General features: G+C 58.8%; 11 protein-coding genes and 3 pseudogenes. 4 read left to right on the forward strand and 10 right to left on the reverse strand.

Features of this window, described 5'->3' with window-relative positions:
* Positions 1–102 precede the first annotated feature (102 nt).
* Entirely contained in the window at positions 103–1125 is a 1023-nt protein-coding gene (locus tag ASE60_RS13955) for an SDR family NAD(P)-dependent oxidoreductase (protein ID WP_057251161.1), read from the forward strand.
* A 406-nt stretch (positions 1126–1531) separates the two neighbouring features.
* Here ASE60_RS13955 and ASE60_RS13965 read toward each other — a convergent pair whose 3' ends face one another.
* The 5 genes from ASE60_RS13965 to ASE60_RS13985 form a co-directional block, all read right to left on the reverse strand.
* Positions 1532–3877, reverse strand: coding sequence for a Calx-beta domain-containing protein (locus tag ASE60_RS13965; RefSeq protein WP_057251163.1), 2346 nt, complete (start codon positions 3875–3877; stop codon positions 1532–1534).
* A 199-nt stretch (positions 3878–4076) separates the two neighbouring features.
* Positions 4077–4643 (reverse strand): hypothetical protein, encoded by a 567-nt coding sequence (locus tag ASE60_RS36200; protein WP_057251164.1) that lies wholly within the window; start codon positions 4641–4643, stop codon positions 4077–4079.
* Positions 4644–5035: 392 nt separating this feature from the next.
* Complete coding sequence (locus ASE60_RS13975) at positions 5036–5788, reverse strand: sugar transferase (protein WP_082615848.1); 753 nt, start codon at positions 5786–5788, stop codon at positions 5036–5038.
* 34 nt (positions 5789–5822) lie between these two features.
* Complete coding sequence (locus ASE60_RS13980; protein WP_082615849.1) at positions 5823–7055, reverse strand: DegT/DnrJ/EryC1/StrS aminotransferase family protein; 1233 nt, start codon at positions 7053–7055, stop codon at positions 5823–5825.
* Complete coding sequence (locus ASE60_RS13985) at positions 7015–7734, reverse strand: sugar phosphate nucleotidyltransferase (protein WP_057251165.1); 720 nt, start codon at positions 7732–7734, stop codon at positions 7015–7017. The genes ASE60_RS13980 and ASE60_RS13985 overlap by 41 nt, the downstream gene beginning before the upstream one ends.
* Positions 7735–8018: 284 nt before the next feature.
* Between ASE60_RS13985 and ASE60_RS13995 the strand changes: the two are divergent.
* Positions 8019–8689 (forward strand): annotated as a pseudogene (locus ASE60_RS13995) (IS5 family transposase).
* 26 nt (positions 8690–8715) lie between these two features.
* On the opposite strand, the gene ASE60_RS14000 reads toward ASE60_RS13995, so the two are convergent.
* Positions 8716–9426 (reverse strand): response regulator transcription factor, encoded by a 711-nt coding sequence (locus ASE60_RS14000; RefSeq protein ID WP_057251166.1) that lies wholly within the window; start codon positions 9424–9426, stop codon positions 8716–8718.
* Between the two features lie 583 nt (positions 9427–10009).
* On the reverse strand, positions 10010–11341 hold the full coding sequence (locus tag ASE60_RS14010; protein WP_057251168.1) for a polysaccharide biosynthesis/export family protein: 1332 nt from the start codon (positions 11339–11341) through the stop codon (positions 10010–10012).
* Between the two features lie 537 nt (positions 11342–11878).
* Here ASE60_RS14010 and ASE60_RS14015 point away from each other — a divergent pair.
* On the forward strand, positions 11879–14044 hold the full coding sequence (locus tag ASE60_RS14015) for a Wzz/FepE/Etk N-terminal domain-containing protein (protein ID WP_057251169.1): 2166 nt from the start codon (positions 11879–11881) through the stop codon (positions 14042–14044).
* 251 nt (positions 14045–14295) lie between these two features.
* Here the strand turns inward: ASE60_RS14015 and ASE60_RS33750 are convergent.
* Positions 14296–14717, reverse strand: a pseudogene (locus ASE60_RS33750) (IS110 family transposase); the annotation flags it as partial.
* Positions 14718–14741: 24 nt separating this feature from the next.
* Here ASE60_RS33750 and ASE60_RS14020 point away from each other — a divergent pair.
* Positions 14742–14912 (forward strand): annotated as a pseudogene (locus ASE60_RS14020) (IS3 family transposase); the annotation flags it as partial.
* A gap of 271 nt (positions 14913–15183) precedes the next feature.
* Here the strand turns inward: ASE60_RS14020 and ASE60_RS14025 are convergent.
* Both ASE60_RS14025 and ASE60_RS14030 read right to left on the reverse strand, forming a co-directional pair.
* Entirely contained in the window at positions 15184–16623 is a 1440-nt protein-coding gene (locus ASE60_RS14025) for an HlyD family type I secretion periplasmic adaptor subunit (protein WP_082615852.1), read from the reverse strand.
* Positions 16623–18362 carry a type I secretion system permease/ATPase gene (locus ASE60_RS14030; RefSeq protein WP_057251170.1) on the reverse strand — a complete coding sequence of 580 codons (1740 nt, stop codon included), beginning with the start codon at positions 18360–18362 and terminating at the stop codon, positions 16623–16625. The genes ASE60_RS14025 and ASE60_RS14030 overlap by 1 nt, the downstream gene beginning before the upstream one ends.
* Between the last annotated feature and the right edge of the window lie 222 nt (positions 18363–18584).

An 18584-nucleotide genomic window follows, 5' to 3' on the forward strand; every position in this document is an offset into this window, starting at 1 on the left:
GGGGGCCTCGGTGGCAATCCCCTGTCGCCTCCGTGGGTACGCCGCCATCTTGAACTTCGCGGGTTCAAGCAGAAATAACGCAACGATGGGGAACTGAGTGCCATGGCTATCGATACGCGCTACGACGGACTAAAGACGGTGATCACTGGAGCCGATGGATTCATTGGTTCGCATCTGGCGGAGAGCTTGGTACGTCAGGGTGCAAAGGTCACCGCGCTCAGTCTCTACAACTCTTTCGGGCAAAGGGGGTGGCTAGATGATACCCCCGCCGAGCTTCGCCAAGCCATGAATCTCGTGGCTGGCGATGTCCGCGACTCCCATTTCGTGCGCAAGCTGGTCGACGGCGCAGATGTCGTATTTCACCTCGCCGCGTTGATCGCGATCCCGTACAGCTATAGTGCGCCGCAATCCTATGTGGACACCAACATAACGGGCACGGTGAACGTGCTCGAAGCTTGTCGCGCAGGCGGGGTCGGCCGGATAGTCCACACGTCCACCTCCGAAGTCTACGGCACCGCGCTGTTCACACCAATCACCGAAGAACACCCACTTCAAGGTCAGTCACCCTATTCCGCCAGCAAGATTGGTGCGGACAAGATGGTAGAGGCCTATGCCCGATCATTCGAGACGCCCGCCGTCATCATGCGCCCCTTCAACACTTACGGGCCGCGTCAAAGCGAGCGCGCCGTCATCCCGACAATCATCCGGCAGGCCCTCCAGCCGGAATCGAAAGAGATCCGGATTGGTGACCTTAGCCCGATACGAGATTTCAATTTCGTTGACGATACTGTCAGTGCGTTTCTAGCCATCGGCCGAGCGGAACAGCTGGAATGGGGTGCCGCTTATAATGCAGGCTCGGGGTTTGCAGTTACCATTTCTGAGACCGTCGAACGCATTCGCGAACTAGTGGCTGGGCCCGCCAAACCGATAATCGCGGAAGACGTTCGCAAGCGGCCGGCTGCATCGGAAGTGATGGCCCTAATCGCCGACTCGGATCGTTTGCGAGAGTTGACGGGCTGGGCGCCTCGCGAAACGCTCGACAGCGGCCTCGAAAAGACGATCGAGTGGTGGCGCTACCGAATCGCAGCCGGGCGGGTTCGCCCCGAGTTGAGCTATCTGACGTGATAGGCTTGGCCCTCGCCGCTTTACGAGGGCAATGGCTTCCAGCGCCATTGCTTCGCCATTGCGCAGATGCGGCGTGGCCTTCGTGACCTGACGGGCGATGCGGTTGGACCTGGCATTGCGCAGCTCGTGCGGTGCGACGAGGAGACTAAGGAACGCAGGTCGCTCACTTGTCTCACCGCCACGCATGCCCTGCCGGGGTTTGCCACCGCCGCCATGCCGCTGGCTGCCGTGGTCGCCTGGCCCGCCTATTGCATGTCTCCTTAAATCGCTCTCGATTTAAGGAGACAGACATTGCGCCAATTCAAAGTGCTACCGCGAATTTTGCGCGTTTGATAAGACGCGCGGCGCTGCAGTGCCGAGCGCACCAGGCAATGGCGCAAAGCTCACGACAGCCGCAACTGAAGTGCTAAGCGACAATGAGCCAATCATTGCCCAAGTCGATTTCGATCACGCGCCCGTCATTCACATGGCTGTTCCCGTAGTCGGCGACATAGAGATTCATCTTACCCGGATCGTCATTGGGATCACTGCTCGGCGCGAATTCCAGGTCCTTGATCTTGGCGCTGGTGTCGCCAATCGGGTTACGGTAATCCTTAAGAAGGTCGATGGTCTGCAGGATGTTGCCGCCGTGATCGACAACCCAGATATTCTTGCTGAAGCCGCCGCCCACGAAGAACACGTTGTGCTGGGCGTCATAGGCCAGCGCCTCCGGATCCTTGATTTCCACGGGAAGAGTGATCCTGGAGAGAACCTGGCTGAATGCCTTGTCGATCTCGACGATCGTATGGGAAGTCCCGTTGACAATGAACACGTTGCCATTGTTCGGGTTGACGGCGACGTCCTCCGGATCGTCACAGTTGAGGGACTTTGCCGAGGCGGTCCCGAGCCTCGCTGTCGGGTTCTTCGGATCGACCCAGTAGATCGAGTACTTGTCATCGTCCGTGATGAGCAAATGACCGGTGACCGGGTTGAATGCCAGCCCCGTCGGCTCCTTCGTGAAGGCTGCAAGGCTGAGGGAGTTCTCCAGGACACCACTCGTGCTGATCTGGAACAGATTGTTCGCGCGGAAAAATGGACTCTCATCCACTTCCGAATCGGAAAGGAAGAGGCCCTGGCCCGGCACATAGGCCAGCCCTGACGGATCCGAACTGTTGATCCCGCCTGCCTTGATGCTGGTATCGATGATGTTGACCACGGTCGGATTCGAAGGCGGGCTGACATCATTGTCGGCGATACTGCCCGTTCCCGAGGAATCGGCAAGGGTGAGCGCCGTGCCGCTCGTGACGAGCTTTGCCGAGTTGATCAGAACCTTGAAGGTCTCGGTATTCTCCACGATGGTGTCGTCGCGCAGATTGATGGTGACTTCGACGCTTGTCTGCCCGGCCGGGATGTCGACCACGCCACCGCTCACACCCACGAAGTCCTCACCGGCTGTCGCCGTGCCGTCTTGCGTACTGTAGGTGATGCGCACCGCCTCGGACGCCGCCTCCGACAGCGTGATCATGAATTTGATCGTGGCCGTGCTGCCTTCCGTCTGCGGGTTGGGCGCTCCGTCCGTGATGTTGACCACGGTCGGATTCGGAGGCGGGCTGGCATCATTGTCGGCGATACTGCCCGTTCCCGAGGAATCGGCAAGGGTGAGCGCCGTGCCGCTCGTGACGAGCTTTGCCGAGTTGATCAGGACCTTGAAGGACTCGGCATTCTCCACGATGGTGTCGTCGCGCAGATTGATGGTGACTTCGACGCTTGTCTGCCCGGCCGGGATCTCGACCACGCCACCACTCACGCCCACGAAGTCCTCACTGGCTGTCGCCGTGCCGTCTTGCGTACTGTAGACGATGCGCACCGCCTCGGACGCCGCCTCCGACAGCGTGATCATGAACTTGATCGTGGCCGTGCTGCCTTCCGTCTGCGGGTTGGGCGCTCCGTCCGTGATCGATATCTGCGGCGGTGGTGCTGAACCGCCAGACCCGGAAATCGTGAAGCGGTCGGCGCTCAGGAGGCTTGCAATATCCGTATCGAAGGTGGCGATCGCGATCCCGGCGGCGCCGCCGGCACCATCTCCGTCCCACATCAAAGTCCGAGTCCCACTCGAGTAGATGAACTGCCCGTGAGACGTGCTCGCCTGATTGCCGGAACTCACAATGGTAAAGTAGTCGCTCGACAGTTTCCCATTGGTCAGACCGCTGCCCTCGCTCAGGCCGTAATCGGCGGCGAAGAATCCAAGTCGGTCGTCCGCGTCGAAGTCCACCACCCGGTCCGTGCTACTGACCGCAGCTGGACCGAATAGGAACGTGTCGGCGCCGCCACCGCCAGTAAGTATATCTTTTCCCCCGTCTCCAGTCAGGACGTTCGCAGCGGCATTTCCCTTGATCTTGTTGTTGAGTTCATTGCCTGTTGCGTTGACGGCGTCCGTTCCCGTCAGCGTCAGGTTTTCAAAGAACTTGGGAAGGGTGAACGTGACGGAACTCTCGACCAGGTCGATTCCGCCATCATCGATGCCGTCGTTGTTTTCATCCTCGCTGATCACATCGCCGACATTATCGATCCTGTAGCGGTCGTTGCCTGCTCCGCCGTACATGGCGTCCGCGCCGGCCATGCCGTCGAGCAGGTCATCCCCACTCCGGCCATAAAGGATGTCATTGCCATCCTTGCCGTAAAGCCTGTCGTTTCCCCCCTTGCCATCGAGCAGATCGTTTTCAGCGCCGCCAGTGAGGTCCTCGCCAGCATCCGTGCCGATCTTATCTACCATAGCTGGTTCTCCTTTCTGCAACCGGCTCCGAAAGCCGCTATGGCGGGGCAGCTCTTGCATCACCCGCGGCAATTGTTTCCGCAGTGAGCGTTGCGCTCGGTCAAGCGGTGCCGGAAGCGACCGATGAAAACGGCCCTGTTTGCTCCGTCAATTCTCAATTCAGCGTCGCGGGTACAAGGCGATTTCGCGCTAAGTCAGGTCATCGCGATCCGTGTCCCTTCTTCAAGATGATTTCGTCCGCGATCGTCTCAACGGCCATTGCGAGGGTGTCTTGGTCCCGCCAACTCACACGCATCGAATGCCGGCCGACCGCTTTCAGCAAATCATCAATCATCGAGGAGATCTCGATCTGCCGAAGCGATCTTTGGATGTCGCTCTCGAACAGTCGCTCAAACACCCCTTGACGACGCAGCCGCTTTTCAAGGCGCGCCTGAAGCACTTCGCGCGGCGTCTCCACGCGAATGAGCAAATCGGGCGCCGGCACAAGCGATAGTCCTCGCGACAGGGCATGCTGGCTTAGCGCACCGGAAAAGAGAGCGAGCGAGCAGAGTGAATTCATAAAACCCTGATCGAAGATGACGACGCTGTCCGAGGTCAGCGCCGCGCTCCAGGAGCCGCAGATATTCCGCAGATAACGTCGAGCCCGGATGGCTCTAGTCCAGCTCTTTGGCGGCAGGATCTCCATCAATTGCCCGACGAGCGGGTCGATGGAGACGCCTGGCACCAGCGCGTCCAGAGCGGTGAAGACTTTCGAGGCGCGGGCCAAGGCTGCGGGCAGTGCGGAGGACGGCCTAGCTCCTGCTCCTGGTGGCTCAGAACCTTTTTCTGCGGGACGCGAGCTCCCGACGAGCTGCACCGCGATGCCCCTAGCATCGAGCGCCGCCTCGAGGGCTCGGGCAAGGGTCGTCTTCCCGGAAGCAGCTGGCCCGAAAAGCTCGATGATGATGGTGTTGCGCCTTGGCGCCGTCGGTGTCCTTGCCCACAGCGATGGAATCGCGCCGGGATTGCATGCTCGCGAGGGGATCGGGCTTTCCGCACCGAGGAGCGCGCCCGAACACCACTTTTCACGAGGCACTGGCGTTGCTGCTGTCCGGTGGGACGATCCCTGCGTCGCGTCCGCGGGACCCTGCTCAAAGGGCCTCTGCGGAGTTACCCAGCTCATAGTTGCATCCTCCTCGCGCGGCTCCAGCTCGAAGGTGGCGATAGAGCGCCTTCCGTCACAGGCGCCTGGCTGGTCCGCAGCGTGGGCAGCTGCGTCGGAAGCTTGGTCAATGTTGGATGGAGGCCAGCCACCGCCATGACTCCGCGAACAATCCACACTAGGTCCTTGAGCATGGTCTTACGCGGGTAATATTCGAGATCGAGACAGGCCTTCAGCGGGAAGATCACCTCTCGATAAACCTTAATCAGGTCGGTATTCACCGGGTACAGGCTCGCCTCATTGCGAAACGCTGCCTGGCTGGGACCGAATATTCCAGGCCTATAGTCCAAGATTGCCCGGTGCTTGTCGTCGAAGCAGTCGGCAAAAGCGAGGCTCTCTGGCCGCGGGCCGACAAAGGCCATATCTCCCCGGAGGATGTTATAGAGTTGCGGGAGCTCGTCGAACTTCGTTTTTGCGAGTAATCGTCCAATTCTGGACGTTCGACCGTCATTATTGACCGTCAATGGAAGGCCGAAGGGGCTGCAGTCCGCACGAAATTTGCGAAACTTGTAAATCTGAAAGTGCCTGCCGCCCTGTCCAAGGCGCACCTGCGAGAAGAACACCGGACGGCCGCTCTCCGCGATGATCGCCACGGCAATCAGCAGCATCACGGGGCTTAGAACCGCCAAGCAGACGGCGGCGAACAGAACGTCGAGGGAGCGGGCAATCCAGCCGATAAGACGTGCTGGCGGACGGTCGTCATGGCTCATTACGTATCTCCTCACATTTGTTTCGTGACGTCCTTCATGCCTGCGCAGCAGCGGCCAGAGCGGCGACTACGCGCTCGACGTGACCGTCATCCATGCCGGGATGCAGCGGGAGCGTCAGCTCGCGACGAGAGAATTCCTCCGTCTTCGGGAGCCGAAGGTCGGGTAGCTGAGATCTGTAGAAAGAAAAGTCGTGAACAGGCGGGTAATGGATGCTCGTTTGGATGCCATCGCTTCTCATGGAAGCGATGATCCGATCGCGGTCGGCTTCGGCCGGCAAGACGACCGGCATGATGTGATGAGCCGAATCGCAACCCTGCAGGCTGGGGACGAGGATGGTCGGGCAATCGGCTGCCAGAACTTCTGCATATCTGGCCGTCAGGACGCGCCGGCGTTCATTCCACGCTGTCAGGCGACCGAGTTGAACCAGACCCATGGCAGCCCGGAGTTCGTCCATTCGGTAATTGTAGCCGAGCATGGTCACGTCGTAGCGCGGCGCGCCACTATGGTGGCGCTGGAATGTGCCGCTTGTCATCCCATGACTGCGCATTTGTCGGACTCGCTCCAGAAGGTCGGATTGAGTCGACACCACCATGCCGCCTTCTGCGGTCGTCATGTTCTTGTTGCCGTAGAAGCTGAAGGCAGCTGCGTCGCCGAAGGTTGCGGCGTCCTCGAGGCCCACTGCATGCGCCGCGTCCCCAATGAGGAACAGGCCCCGCCGGGAGGCGAACTCGCGCCATGCGCTGCGCTGCGCGACACAGCCAGCATAGTGCACGACAATGACAGCCTTCGTTCTCGGGGAGCACTTTTGCGCAGCGTCCTCCAGGGACATCAGCGGCATGGCGAGCGACTCGATGTCGACGAAGACAGGCGACGCTCCAGTATACAAGACGCTGTTGGCCGTCGCCACGAATGTGAGCGAGGGCACGAGGACTTCGTCGCCTGGCCCTATCCCCAGTGCATGGAGGATAAGATGAAGTGCGGCGGTGCAAGAGCTGACTGCCACGGCATCGTCCGTGCGATGCCGCTCGGCGAAGGCTAGCTCGAAATCGCGTACACGCGAGCCCATCGTGACCCAGCCGTCGTCCAAGACTTCGGAAACGGCGACCTGCTCCTGACGCCCCAAGATTGGTCGCGCGACGTAAATCTCTGAGCGATCGTCGGCCCCGCTGCCGGCACGCGCCGTTGCGGCACCTCCGCCCGGGGCGGCCGCATTCAGCAGAACAGCCTCAGGCTGCGTGGACGCGTTCAAACGGTGGTGACTGGACATCCCAATCAAGCTCCTGAGCGGTTTGGAAATCTTCGATCCGGCCAATGTCGAGCCACATGCCCTCGTGAATGTAGCTGTGGGTCGGAACGCCTCGCCGAAGGAGGCACAGGATCAAATCATCGAAGCCGAATGGGACGCCAGCAGGAATGTATTGAAGCACCGAGGGCTCCATGCAGTAGACACCCATGCTCACAAGGTTCGAGAGTATCGGTTTTTCCTTGAAGCTGGTGATCCGCCCGTCATGTGCCTCGATGACGCCGAAATCCATTCGAGTCTGCCGGTGCATGGTAGCCACCGTGAGTATTCCGCCCGTGCTGTGATGGTACTGCGCGAACGCACCGAGGCTCAGATCGGTAATGACATCCCCATTGATCACCAGGAAGCTGGTGTCGAGTTCATCGCGCAGCAAGCCGAGTGGCCCGATCGTCCCCAGGGGTGCCGCTTCATCCGTATAGCGGATCCGGATGTCCCACCGCCGCCCGTCGCCACAGAAGCTCTTGATCAGCTGGCCGAGATAACCGGTGGTGATATAGACCTCTGTCAGGTCGTTTCGTCGAAGCCATTTCAGCAGAAGCTCAAGTACCGGCTGAGAGCGGACTGGCATCAGCGGCTTGGGTAGCACCATAGTGTATGGTCTCAGGCGCGTTCCCTGACCGCCACACTGGATTACGGCTTTCATCGAATCTCTCCCTGAAGTTGACTCGGTACTGCCTCAAAATCCGCGTTTGCAGAGATGTGACAGATCGATGACAGGAATCTAACAGTCGATCAGTCCTCGGCAATTGCGCATAAGGATAGAAGGCAGTCGAACGGCAAAGCCATACTTTGTGGAGCATCCTTTTGTGGAGCCGCTACCCAAGCGGGGTGACCGCTCCAAAAGGGGTATTACTTGGACGTAAACTCTTAAAATCACTTGGTGTTTTTCGCCGTCGTGATTCAAGATTTCCGAATGAGGGAGCCTCTATGACGCGTCGCCGCTACGAACTCACCGATCACGAATGGTCGATCCTGTCGCCGCTGTTGCCCAACAAGCCCGCGGGGTTCCTCGGGTCGATGATCGGCGAGTGCTGAATGGCATCCTCTGGCGGTTCCGAACGGGCTCGCCCAGGGCGGAAATCCCGAGCGCTACGACCTGTGTCCGCGTTCACCAGCATGCGGCCACGGGAAAAAGGGGATGGAGATGATGGCGGCATGAGACGTTCCCGCGGCGGGCTTACGAGCAAAATCCACGCGCTCGTCGGTGCCGAAGGTCGCCCCGTTACCCTGCGCCAGACCGGCGGACAGATCGCCGACTGCACCGAGGCCGCCGCGCTGACGAACGAACTCGGCAAGGAAGACATCCTCCTGGCCGACAAGGGGTATGACAGCAACGCCATTCGGGCCAAGGCCGCCGCGCGAAAGGCCTGGGCCAACATCCCGCCGAAGACAAACCGCAAGGCTCCTTCGTATTCTCGCGCTGGGTCTATCGGCAGAGGAACATCGTCGAGCGATTCTTCAACAGGATCAAACAATTCCGCGGCATCGCAACCCGATATGACAAGCGTCCCGAAACCCTCGCCGCCGTAAAGCTCGTCGCCACGAGAATATGGTGTCGACGGCTTTTAGATAGCCCTTATTTTTCTAAGGCTTGCTGAGGCGGCTTGATCAGGACGGATATCAATCACTGCTGGTACGGTGAGGTCTGCTGCCCTGCACTCGTTGCCCACAAGGCCGCCTCGGTCCGGTTCTTTATCCGAAGCTTCCGCAAGATTGCCTTCACATGTACCTTCACGGTGGCATCCGAGATCTCGAGCTTCCTGGCAATCTCCTTATTGGAGTTTCCCCGACTAAGTGACATCAATACTTCAATTTCTCGCGACGAAAGATTAGGCGCCAGGGAAATTATATGAGTTGAATCCCCGTTGTGACCATTGTTTTGGTTGTGCTTCGGCAAGACATACTCCTTTGTGATAAGCGATGTCTTGACCGGAGCGGGGGGAGGGAAAACAGGTTCGCCGAGCAGGACCAATTCCAGCGATTTCACCATGGCTTCGACGCGCATGCCCTTGTCAATCAAACCATGAACACCCGCTTGGACGGCCTGGGTGACTACAGCTTCCTCAACAGAGTCCGCCATTAGAACAACAAATGACTTTGGAAATTGCGTTTTGAGCTTCTCGACGTCCGCTTTAAATCGGCAGATATTTTGCCCCACGTCTATCAAAAACAAATCGACTTCCTGACCCTTTTCTATCAACTCCCACAACTGGGCCATATTGGCGCATTCGATTTGTTCTTTGAATGCCGTTCGTGCAAATATTCGTGCCAGCCCTGCGCATACAATGTAGTTCGGCTCGACGATTGCAAAATTCCACGTTTTCTTCTTGTTCACGTTGCACCCCCTTCCGGAGAGAATTTTTCAAATAATTCCTCATGTCAAAAAAGAAATGGTACCACATACGCGCAGCGGGGCAATCAACCGGGATAGCCCCAAAAAGTCAACGATGACGTTTCAATGGTCATCTCTAGGGTTGTATACATAGCACAATGGATTTACACTTATTCGCCAATGCCCTTATACTGTTACCGCTTTTGACGTAGATATTGCCCAATGCCGGAAAGCAGGCTCTTGCTCGACGAGCGAGTTGTCGATGCGGCCACCGATGGCAAATAAAGCGACCGCGAGATGGGCACGGGGGTTGGAAGAGCTCTCGGTCCGACCGCAAACTTTGGCGAAGCGCTGCGTCTCGCCGTCGGCGGCCATCGCAAAGCCTTAAGGTCCTGCCGCAAGCGCTTCGACCACGGAAATGGACAGCGGTCCGGCCAACACCAGCAGGTTGACGAACTCACTCAAGTTGGCGGCAGAGATGAAATGACAGCGGCCATCGCCGAGCGAAGACTCGGCCTCTTCGTCTATCCGCGCCCCGCTCGAGCATCGATCCGGAAGACCAAGTAGAACTTGAGGGATTGAGAGGTTATTTCGCGCTCTGGGCATATTGAGGCCGGTCAATGCCAAGTGCGCCGACATCAGTGCCCGTCGATAAGGACCCTTGGCGTAACGCGACTTCCACGATATCGCCCGGCTCGACCTCTTCATCATACCCCGCTTCAAAAGCGACGGGCTTCATTTCGATCCTGCGAAAAATGGTAACCGCCGGGCTGGCCTCCTGGCTGGCCTCCTGGCCGCGCGGGACGGCGATGCCAGCGAGGTCCAATTTCGCCCGCAGACTCTTTAGGCGGGCATGTTCGTCGGCCAGTTTCAGATCTATGGACCGCAGTTCTTCATGGATGCCGAGCCGGCGCTGGTCCTCGAGCTTTTCCAACGACCGGCGCGCCTCGTCCAGCCGTCTGCGCATCTGCATGAGCTCGCTTTCCGTTTGCAGCCGGCGCGTGGATGAGAAAAGCACCGAGCGTCGGGCATCCACTACCCGCAAATTGGTGAGTTTGCCTTGCCGTAGAAGTTCTTTCGCGGTCTCGTAGACTTGAGTGTCCTCGCGTTCGCCTTGAGTCTCGAGTTCGACGCGTTGGGATAGCGACTTGATCTGCTCCTCAGCAAGAGCCGCGCTCCGGTCCAAAAAGGCCCGCTCGCGATCGAAATCCACCTGCCGAAGCTCACGAATCTGCTTCTCGGTCGCCAGAATGCGCGTCAACGCGTCTTCAGGCACCGGTGCGGCTGGAATTGATGTCTTGTCGAATTCGGCCGTCTCGCCGAGCTCGGTGCGGAACCTCCAGGCGCGGACGGCATGGCCAGCCAATGTGAGCCAGCTGGCAATGTAGTCGCTCTGCAGCGGGATCGGATCGTATTGCGGCAGCGTGCCGGTAGTCATAATCGGTGGACGGAGCCCGCCCGCAGACGCGATCGCCTGGCGTACCGTCATCCGTGGCTGGAAACGATGCTCGCCGGTCTGAACAACATCTCCGGATACCCATATCGGCGCATATTGCACGATTGCTGCCGATACATCCTCGCGTTCAACCGTACGCGTCAACTCCCGACCATCGGAGGCATAGAGGGTCAGGAGCCGGCTGGTGTAGGCAGCCTGAATAAGTTCGCGAACATTGGCCAACGTGACGCCCTCGACGTCGAGCGTGCCGATGGTCGGAATTGTGATGCTGCCATCGAGCTGAACCGGCGCGCGTTGGCCGAACTGCGGAAGCCCAGCGAGCGAGACCTCGATCACATCGCCCGCATGCAGCCGGTACTCGGAGGCCTCCAACCACGACAGCCCCAGGGCCAGAGCTACTGCGGTGCGGGCCGCCAGACCCAACAACTTGAAAAACGTGCGCGGTCGGGGACGAATGACCATCGGCGTACTCCAATCTGAAGATTTGCTGGAGTCAGTGCATCTGGCCGGCAGACTGGCCCGGCGCGCTTCACCAACATCATCTAAATGATCGCAAAAGCCCCAATATCAATAAATGGAGAATAGGTATGCTCATTCAGGCAGAGCGACATAAGGGGGTACGCCACAAGCACCATGATTAGGTAATCCCCGCCGGATCCTTACTCAATTTGCATCAATTTACGCGTTGTACAAATGATGAAATTCTATACGCAGGAAATGTTGTGAATGGGGGATGAGCACTCGCATTCCCATCATCGCATTTGCCGCCGGCTAGTCAAGCAGCCGAGAACCGGGTGGATGGAATGGTTGAGGAGTGGCACGACACAGGCTACCAAGGTCCCCTCGCCGACCAACGGCGTTGACCGTGGTGTTGCCCACCCGCTCACGGGCCCACTCTTCCGTGGCATCCAATGTCTACTCAAAACGCTTTGATCATGCCGACGAACCGCAAAATTAACAAGAGCGACGCCTTCGCGCCCTTTATCTCCAGGACGAGCAATGACCTACGAAGAAGACCGTACACTCCATCTCTTCGATCTTGTTGCACTGTTGGGACGGCGATGGAAGCTAGTCGCCGTTTGCGCCGCGAGTGGTGCGTTGATGGCCATGCTGATTGGCACCAGCATCCCGGCCCGCTATACGGCGAAAGCGCAGTTGCTCGTGGCGCGCTCGGAGTCCGGGCCGGAGGGCTCTTTCGATGAGGCTGTCGTCGACACCCACGTGGAACTCATCCTGTCGCCCAGCCATCTGCGTGCGGTGCAGAAAAGCCTCGCCGAGGATCCCGGCACCAGCGGTCCCGCAACCGTTGCGTCCCCGCCCCCGTTTAGTGATCGGGCGCAGCGGCCATGGAGCAAGATGCTTTCAGACGCCATCTTTGGTGCAAACGACGAGCCGCCCTCCGCCCCAACGACGGGTTCATCGGGAGAAGCCGTGCCCGAAGAGTCGGAGCCCATCGATTTCGAGGACCTCCAGCAAAACCTCAATGTTTATAAGGAACAGCACTCACGTGTAGTTGCCGTAACCTTCACTTCAGAGAATCCGCAGATGGCCGCAGTCATTGCGAACCGAGTGGCCGAGATGTACGTAAATAGAGGTCGCGACCGCCTTCAGGCGCGGCGTGAGCGGCTGGAGAAGGAACTGGCCGAACGCATTCCTTCCGCGCGGGCCGCTGTCGAGCGTGCGGAAGCAGCCGTTCGTGACCATCGAATGGCCTCAGGACTTATTGACCAGAAGAGCGTCGAATCGATGGATCAGCAGATTGCCGAACTGAGGCGACAGCTCGCAATTGATCTGGCCAGACTTGGAGAACGGGGAGTGCGTCTCTCAGCCTTGCTGACCCAACAGGATCAGGAAGGGCCTCGCGTCGACGTTTTGAGTGACGGCCAGTCCGCAAATGCCTTCCCACTCGCTACGGAGGCCGAAACAGACGCAGCCGATACCCGTCACCAAGCAGTTTCGTTACAGCGTGAAGAGTTGAGTCGGCTCCTCGATGAGGTCCTTGCCGAACTGCCCTTCGATCGTAGGGCGCTTGGGGAGCGCCTCCACCGCACTCGGGAACGCCTCGATTCACTCGACCAATCTCGGGAAACACTCCGCGAAGCTGAGGCAAAGCTGCGCGAATTGGAGCGTGAGGCCACTGCATCGGCGCAGCTATACGAGAGCCTTCTGCGGCGACAAACCGAAATCTTTGCCCAAGACCGAATTCAAGAGGAAGCACATATTGTCTCTGCTGCATTGCCACCCGCATTTCCGAGCTCGCCTTCGGCGGCCCTGTTCGTGCTGCCGGCATTCGTTGCCTTTGGCATCGGCGGCGGATTGACGGCTGTGCTGTTGGAGCGTTTCCACCGTCGCGTGCGCAGCGAGCGCGATGTCGAAGAATCGGTTGGAGTACCGTGCATCGGGCTCGTGCCCAACCGCTTCCGGATGAGCAGCGCGCGACGCGCGTTGATTGACGATCCGTTCAACAGCTATGGCGAGGCGGTTCGCTCAGTCGTGGCGACGGCCCTGTCGCGACGGCGTATTTTCCCGCATCAGGGCCGAGTCCGTGATTCTGCCGTCTTCGCCATCACATCGAGTGACAAGGACGACGGAAAGACCGCGCTTGCTCTTAGCTTTGCCCTGAGTGCGGGCACGATTGGGCGGAAGGTCCTGCTCATCGATCTTGATTTTCGCAACCCCAGCATCGCGCATAGTCTTGAGGGATTCGGAAAGGACAGGGCGACGTATTTCCGCGAGGAAACGGTACCCGCTGAGGAAATTGTCAAGACGATCGCCGAGTTCGGAATCGACTTTCTCCCGCTTTCCTGCAGGCGGGAATATGCTCTTTCGTTCCTTTCAACAAACCAGCTTACAATCATGCTGGACAACTTCAAGGACCAGTATGATTGCATTGTGATCGTAAGCCCACCGCTCCTTGGTGCAACGGAAGCACGCGTCATTGCTTCCGTTGTAGATAACGTCATCCTTGCACTGGAGTGGAGCGCTACGGAGGTCGACGTCGCCCGCCGCGCGATAAGTCAGCTCGGACATGTCGGGATCAAAGATGCACACGAGCGGGTGTTTGGCGTACTGACGCAAGTTAACATGCGAAAGCACCATTTCGGATTCTCTATTCGGCGTGGTGAGGTCAAGCACCTTCTGACTACCCGTACCTCTGGTGATTGATGTCTTCGCAGTATCGCGCTTCTCTCCGGGCTCGGCCTGTGTGGCCCTCCCATTATGCGACCAGAAGAATGGGGCGGAACAATCCAATCGGCGACCTGATCGCGATGAGCGAATATAACAGACAACCACGCGAGCTTACCCCATCCATCGTACTGCGGAGGACATCTTTCCACTGGCGGCGGAATCTTCTTGTCTCCTCTGGCGCTCTCGTCACTCTGGTTGCTAATTAAGCAGCAATAGGCAAGCTCTCCCTCTTCGAATTTGACCTTACCGACCAATCCGACTTTCAGGCCGAAGTTTCGCAACAATCCGCGAATGTCATACTCGATGGCGATGGCTTTTTCCTGCAAGAGTTTGCGCGCGGTCAGCAATGCCCGGTGCTTCTGGCTCGTCAGTGTCTTCACATGCACAGGCCAATAGAGATTGACGCGCATCATCTGGGCGATTCCACGCGCATCATTGCGGTCCGTCATATTTGATTGAGCTTCAAAAATGCCTTGGCATGCCTGGTCTCAATGCAGATCACGGGTAATTCTGCCTTAGCCAGTCCTTCATAAAACCATTGCGACAGTGGTCGGGCTTCAAGACCGACCCGCTCAATCTGCCACTTCGGATCCTTCATCACCAAGATCAAATCTTCGGGGTGAGTAGCAACCTTTGTCTCCCGGCAAATCTTGCCTGTTTCATCAGGGAGCTCTCAGCCTGCGAGGGCTTCTTTGGACGGTTAAAAAACGAGATGTACTACCACCGGATCAATACGACGCTTGACGACTTCATGCAGCAAGTGGATTCCTATATCTGGTGGCACAATCAGCATCGCACAAAAATCTCACTCGGTGGCCTTAGCCCCGCGGAATACCGCCGGAACCATGCTGCGACGGCGATGGAAGTTGATCGCAGGTTCCGCGCTGTGCGGCGCGCCGATGTTGGAAAATCTGAAAGAAGCTACGCTTGCATAGTGATCGACAGTCCATCCTTGCTTGAGGCAACTGAAGCCCGCGCCTTAAAGATGTACCACAGCGCGTGCTCGGCGTAATAACGCAGGTTGAGGTGCGAGAGCACGCCTTCTATCACCGATAAACTTCACCATCGATGCGGTCCGTTGATTTCTGGTCCCGGGGAGCGGAGCGGATAATTTCCTATTCCCGGAAAGCGCGCTCAATCTGATCTGTGAGTGGTTTCACTAAGTAGGAGATGACCGTGCGATCACCAGTAAGCAAGAACGCTTCTACTGGCATGCCGGGCTTGAGGCTTTCCGGTTTGAAGGAGCCACGCTGACCTTTATCGAGCTTGATTCTCACGCTGTAGAAGGACAACCCATTTCGCTCGTCTTCGACGAGGTCCGGTGAAACGGTTAGTACATGTCCCCCGATTTCGGGCGTGATCTGCTGATTGAAGGCCGACAGACGCAGGTGGACTGGCTGGCCGGGCTGGACTTGGTCGATGTCTTGAGGCGCGATGCGCGCTTCCACCGCCAACTTGTCGGCAATGGGGACGATTTTCATGATCGGCTCGCCCGCGGCAACAACGCCTCCTACCGTGTGGATCGCAAGTTGATGTACGCGTCCGGCCTGAGGCGCACGAATGTCGGTTTGCCTCAGAAGCTGATCTGCGGCGATCTTTCGTTCTTCCAACCCCGCGATTTGGGCCTCCGTATCGCGAAGTTCTTTTGCGACGTCGCTGCGCCAATTCTCCTGAATCTGAATGACGGCTATTTCGGTTTCGCTAATCTTGCCCTTGGCCTCGGCGATCGCAGCGATCAGCTGGCCGCGGCCTCCCAGGAGCTGCGCTTCCTGGCGCTCCAACTCCAGCAGTCGTGAGTGCTGGACAAGCTTTTTCTCCCACAGGACTTTCACGCTGCTGAGTTCGTCGCGGACCAGACCAAGCTCCCGCTCCTTAGCCTCCCGTTGAGACTCGAGTCCCGCTATCTCCTTTGTGAGCTGGCCAATCCGCTCCCTGCGTTGCTCGATCTCTGCTTGATAGGCCGCGCGGCGCAGTGCGAACAATTTCCGTTCCCCTTGGAGGACCTGCGCCACGTGGGCGGCGGAGGAGCGCCTCACAATATCCTGGGGAAAGAGGATCGCTTCAGCACCTTCGCGCTCTGCAGTCAGGCGCGCTTGTCGGGCCGAGAGTTCGTCCAGGCTCTTAGTAATGACGGCAAGGTTAGCGCGAGTGACCGTGTCATCGAGGCGAACCAAGATATCACCTGCCTTAACCTCGTCGCCATCACGCACGTTGATTGCGCCCACAACGCCGCCGCTTAGATGTTGCACCGCCTTCACGTTGGATTCAACCGCGATATGTCCCGGGGCGATCACGGCACCTGACAACCCCGTCGTCGCGGCCCATGCGCCAAGCCCGCCAAACAGCAGTGCCACGATCGCCGCGCCGAGGACGATGTGCCTGCGCAGGGAGATATCGTTCTGCGTGGGCGCGGATACACCCTTCGCAGGAGCGTAGGCCGCAGGCAATGTCGGCCGATCAATTCTGCCCTTAGCACTTGCTGTCAAATGGCTTTTGTCCTTAGTCAACAGATTAGCGACGCCATGCGCGCGCTGAGCCCAGTCGCGAATACTCATCATCCGGACGCCCTTTCCCCCGCTGGAATCGCTCGAATTGATCTCTCGGGCGCAAGCCGCGTCTGCTCCCGCAAAATCATATCCCGGGATCCGAAAGCTTTCTGGCGGCCGGACTGAAGAACGAGCAAGAAATCGACACCCGCCAGCGCGCTCGGGCGATGGGCAATTATGATGACCACGCCTTTGCGGCGTTTCACGGCAAGGATCGCCTGGTTCAGTGCATGCTCCCCATTGGCATCGAGGTTCGAGTTGGGTTCGTCCAGAACCACGAGGAAGGGATCACCATACAGCGCGCGAGCCAGTCCGATGCGCTGCCGCTGGCCTGCTGAGAGCGATGCTCCGCCTTCGCCGATCTCGGTCTGATATCCGCCAGGCAAGAGCAGGATCGTCTCGTGCATGCCCGCGGCCTTGGCGGCCGCGATGATGGCCGCTGGATCCGGCGCGGGATCAAAGCGAGCGATGTTTTGAGCGATCGTGCCTCCAAATAGCTCGACATCTTGTGGTAGATACCCGACATGCCGCCCCAGCGCGTCAACCGGCCACTGCCCGATCGCGGCCCCGTCCAGGCGGATCTTGCCATACGCTGTCTGCCAGACGCCGACGATCGCCCGCGCCAAGGACGACTTACCCGAAGCACTCGGACCGATGATGCCGAGCGCGGAGCCCGCGGTGAGCGAAAATGCAATATCCTGAGCGACAAAACGGCGCTCGCCCGGAGGAATGACGCCGACACCTTCCACCGAGAGTTCCGATTGCGGCGGCGGCAGCTGCAGTGCATCCCCGGCGGGAGGAACCAGCGCAAAAAGCTCATCCAGCCGGCGCCAGCTTTGTCTGGCGGCAAGAAATCTTTTCGAATGCGCGATAGCCTGTTCGACAGGCGCCAGGGCCCGCGCCGTAAGAATTGAACTCGCGATGATGATACCGCCAGTGGCCTCCTGGCGGATCACCAAGAACGCGCCGGTCGCTAGCACGAGCGACTGCAGCATCATCCTGAGGCCCCGCGAAAGCGCCCCGAAGGAGCCGGTGATATCGCTGGCCCGTATCTGCGCCTGCCTGTAGTTCGTGCTTGCATTGTTCCACAGCGCGGCAAGATTGGATCGCATCCCCATCGCTTCAATGACTTCGGCGTTGCGCATGCTTGCCAGTGCAACGTTGTTGCGTGCCTGAGCATAGCCCGACATTTCAGTTGCCGGACGGCGGACCGTTTTTTCCGTGACGACGGTTACCGCCAAAAGCAGGATCGCACCGATCAACGCTGCCGCGCCCAGCCAAGGATGGAAAGCGAAGCAAAGCCCGAGATAGAGCGGCATCCACGGCAGATCGAAGAGAGCGGCGGGACCGCCGCTCGACAGGAATCCGGAAATTTGGTCGAGGTCTCGCACTGGCTGTAGGCCTTCGCCCGAGTTGCCCCTCATCAGGGGCAACTTCGACATCACACGATAGGTCGCTTCGTTCAGGCGCTCATCGAGTCCGCTGCCAATACGTGCCAGCACGCGGCCGCGTATGGCGTCGAGCGCGCCCTGAGAAACGTAAAGTATTAAAATCAGGAAGATCAGTGCGACGAGTGTCGGCACGCTGCGGCTGGGCAGAACTCTGTCATAGACCTGCAGCATAAAGATCGAGCCGGATAGCGTCAGCACGTTGAGAAGACCGCTGAAGGCCGCCACCACGAGAAAAGCCCGTCGAAATCGCCGCAGACAGGCAGCTAACTCGGACTTCGCCCCTGACGTGCGGAGCATTCCTAAACCGGATTGTGACATTTCCGTCCCCTCAAACAACTGCATGTGTGAGCCCGCGATGCGGGCCTTCAACACTACTGGCGCTTGGTTAGTTTTCTGATCGGCCAGCGGCACGCATAATCCCCTGCCTGACCTTCGCCGCCCGTGCGAATGTCAGCCACAGATACTCGAGCGTTTAGCCGTGGAGTCACTCACAGCAACGGCGTATTCTCCTCCAGAAAC

Source organism: Ensifer sp. Root278, assembly GCF_001429285.1.
Lineage (GTDB): Bacteria > Pseudomonadota > Alphaproteobacteria > Rhizobiales > Rhizobiaceae > Ensifer.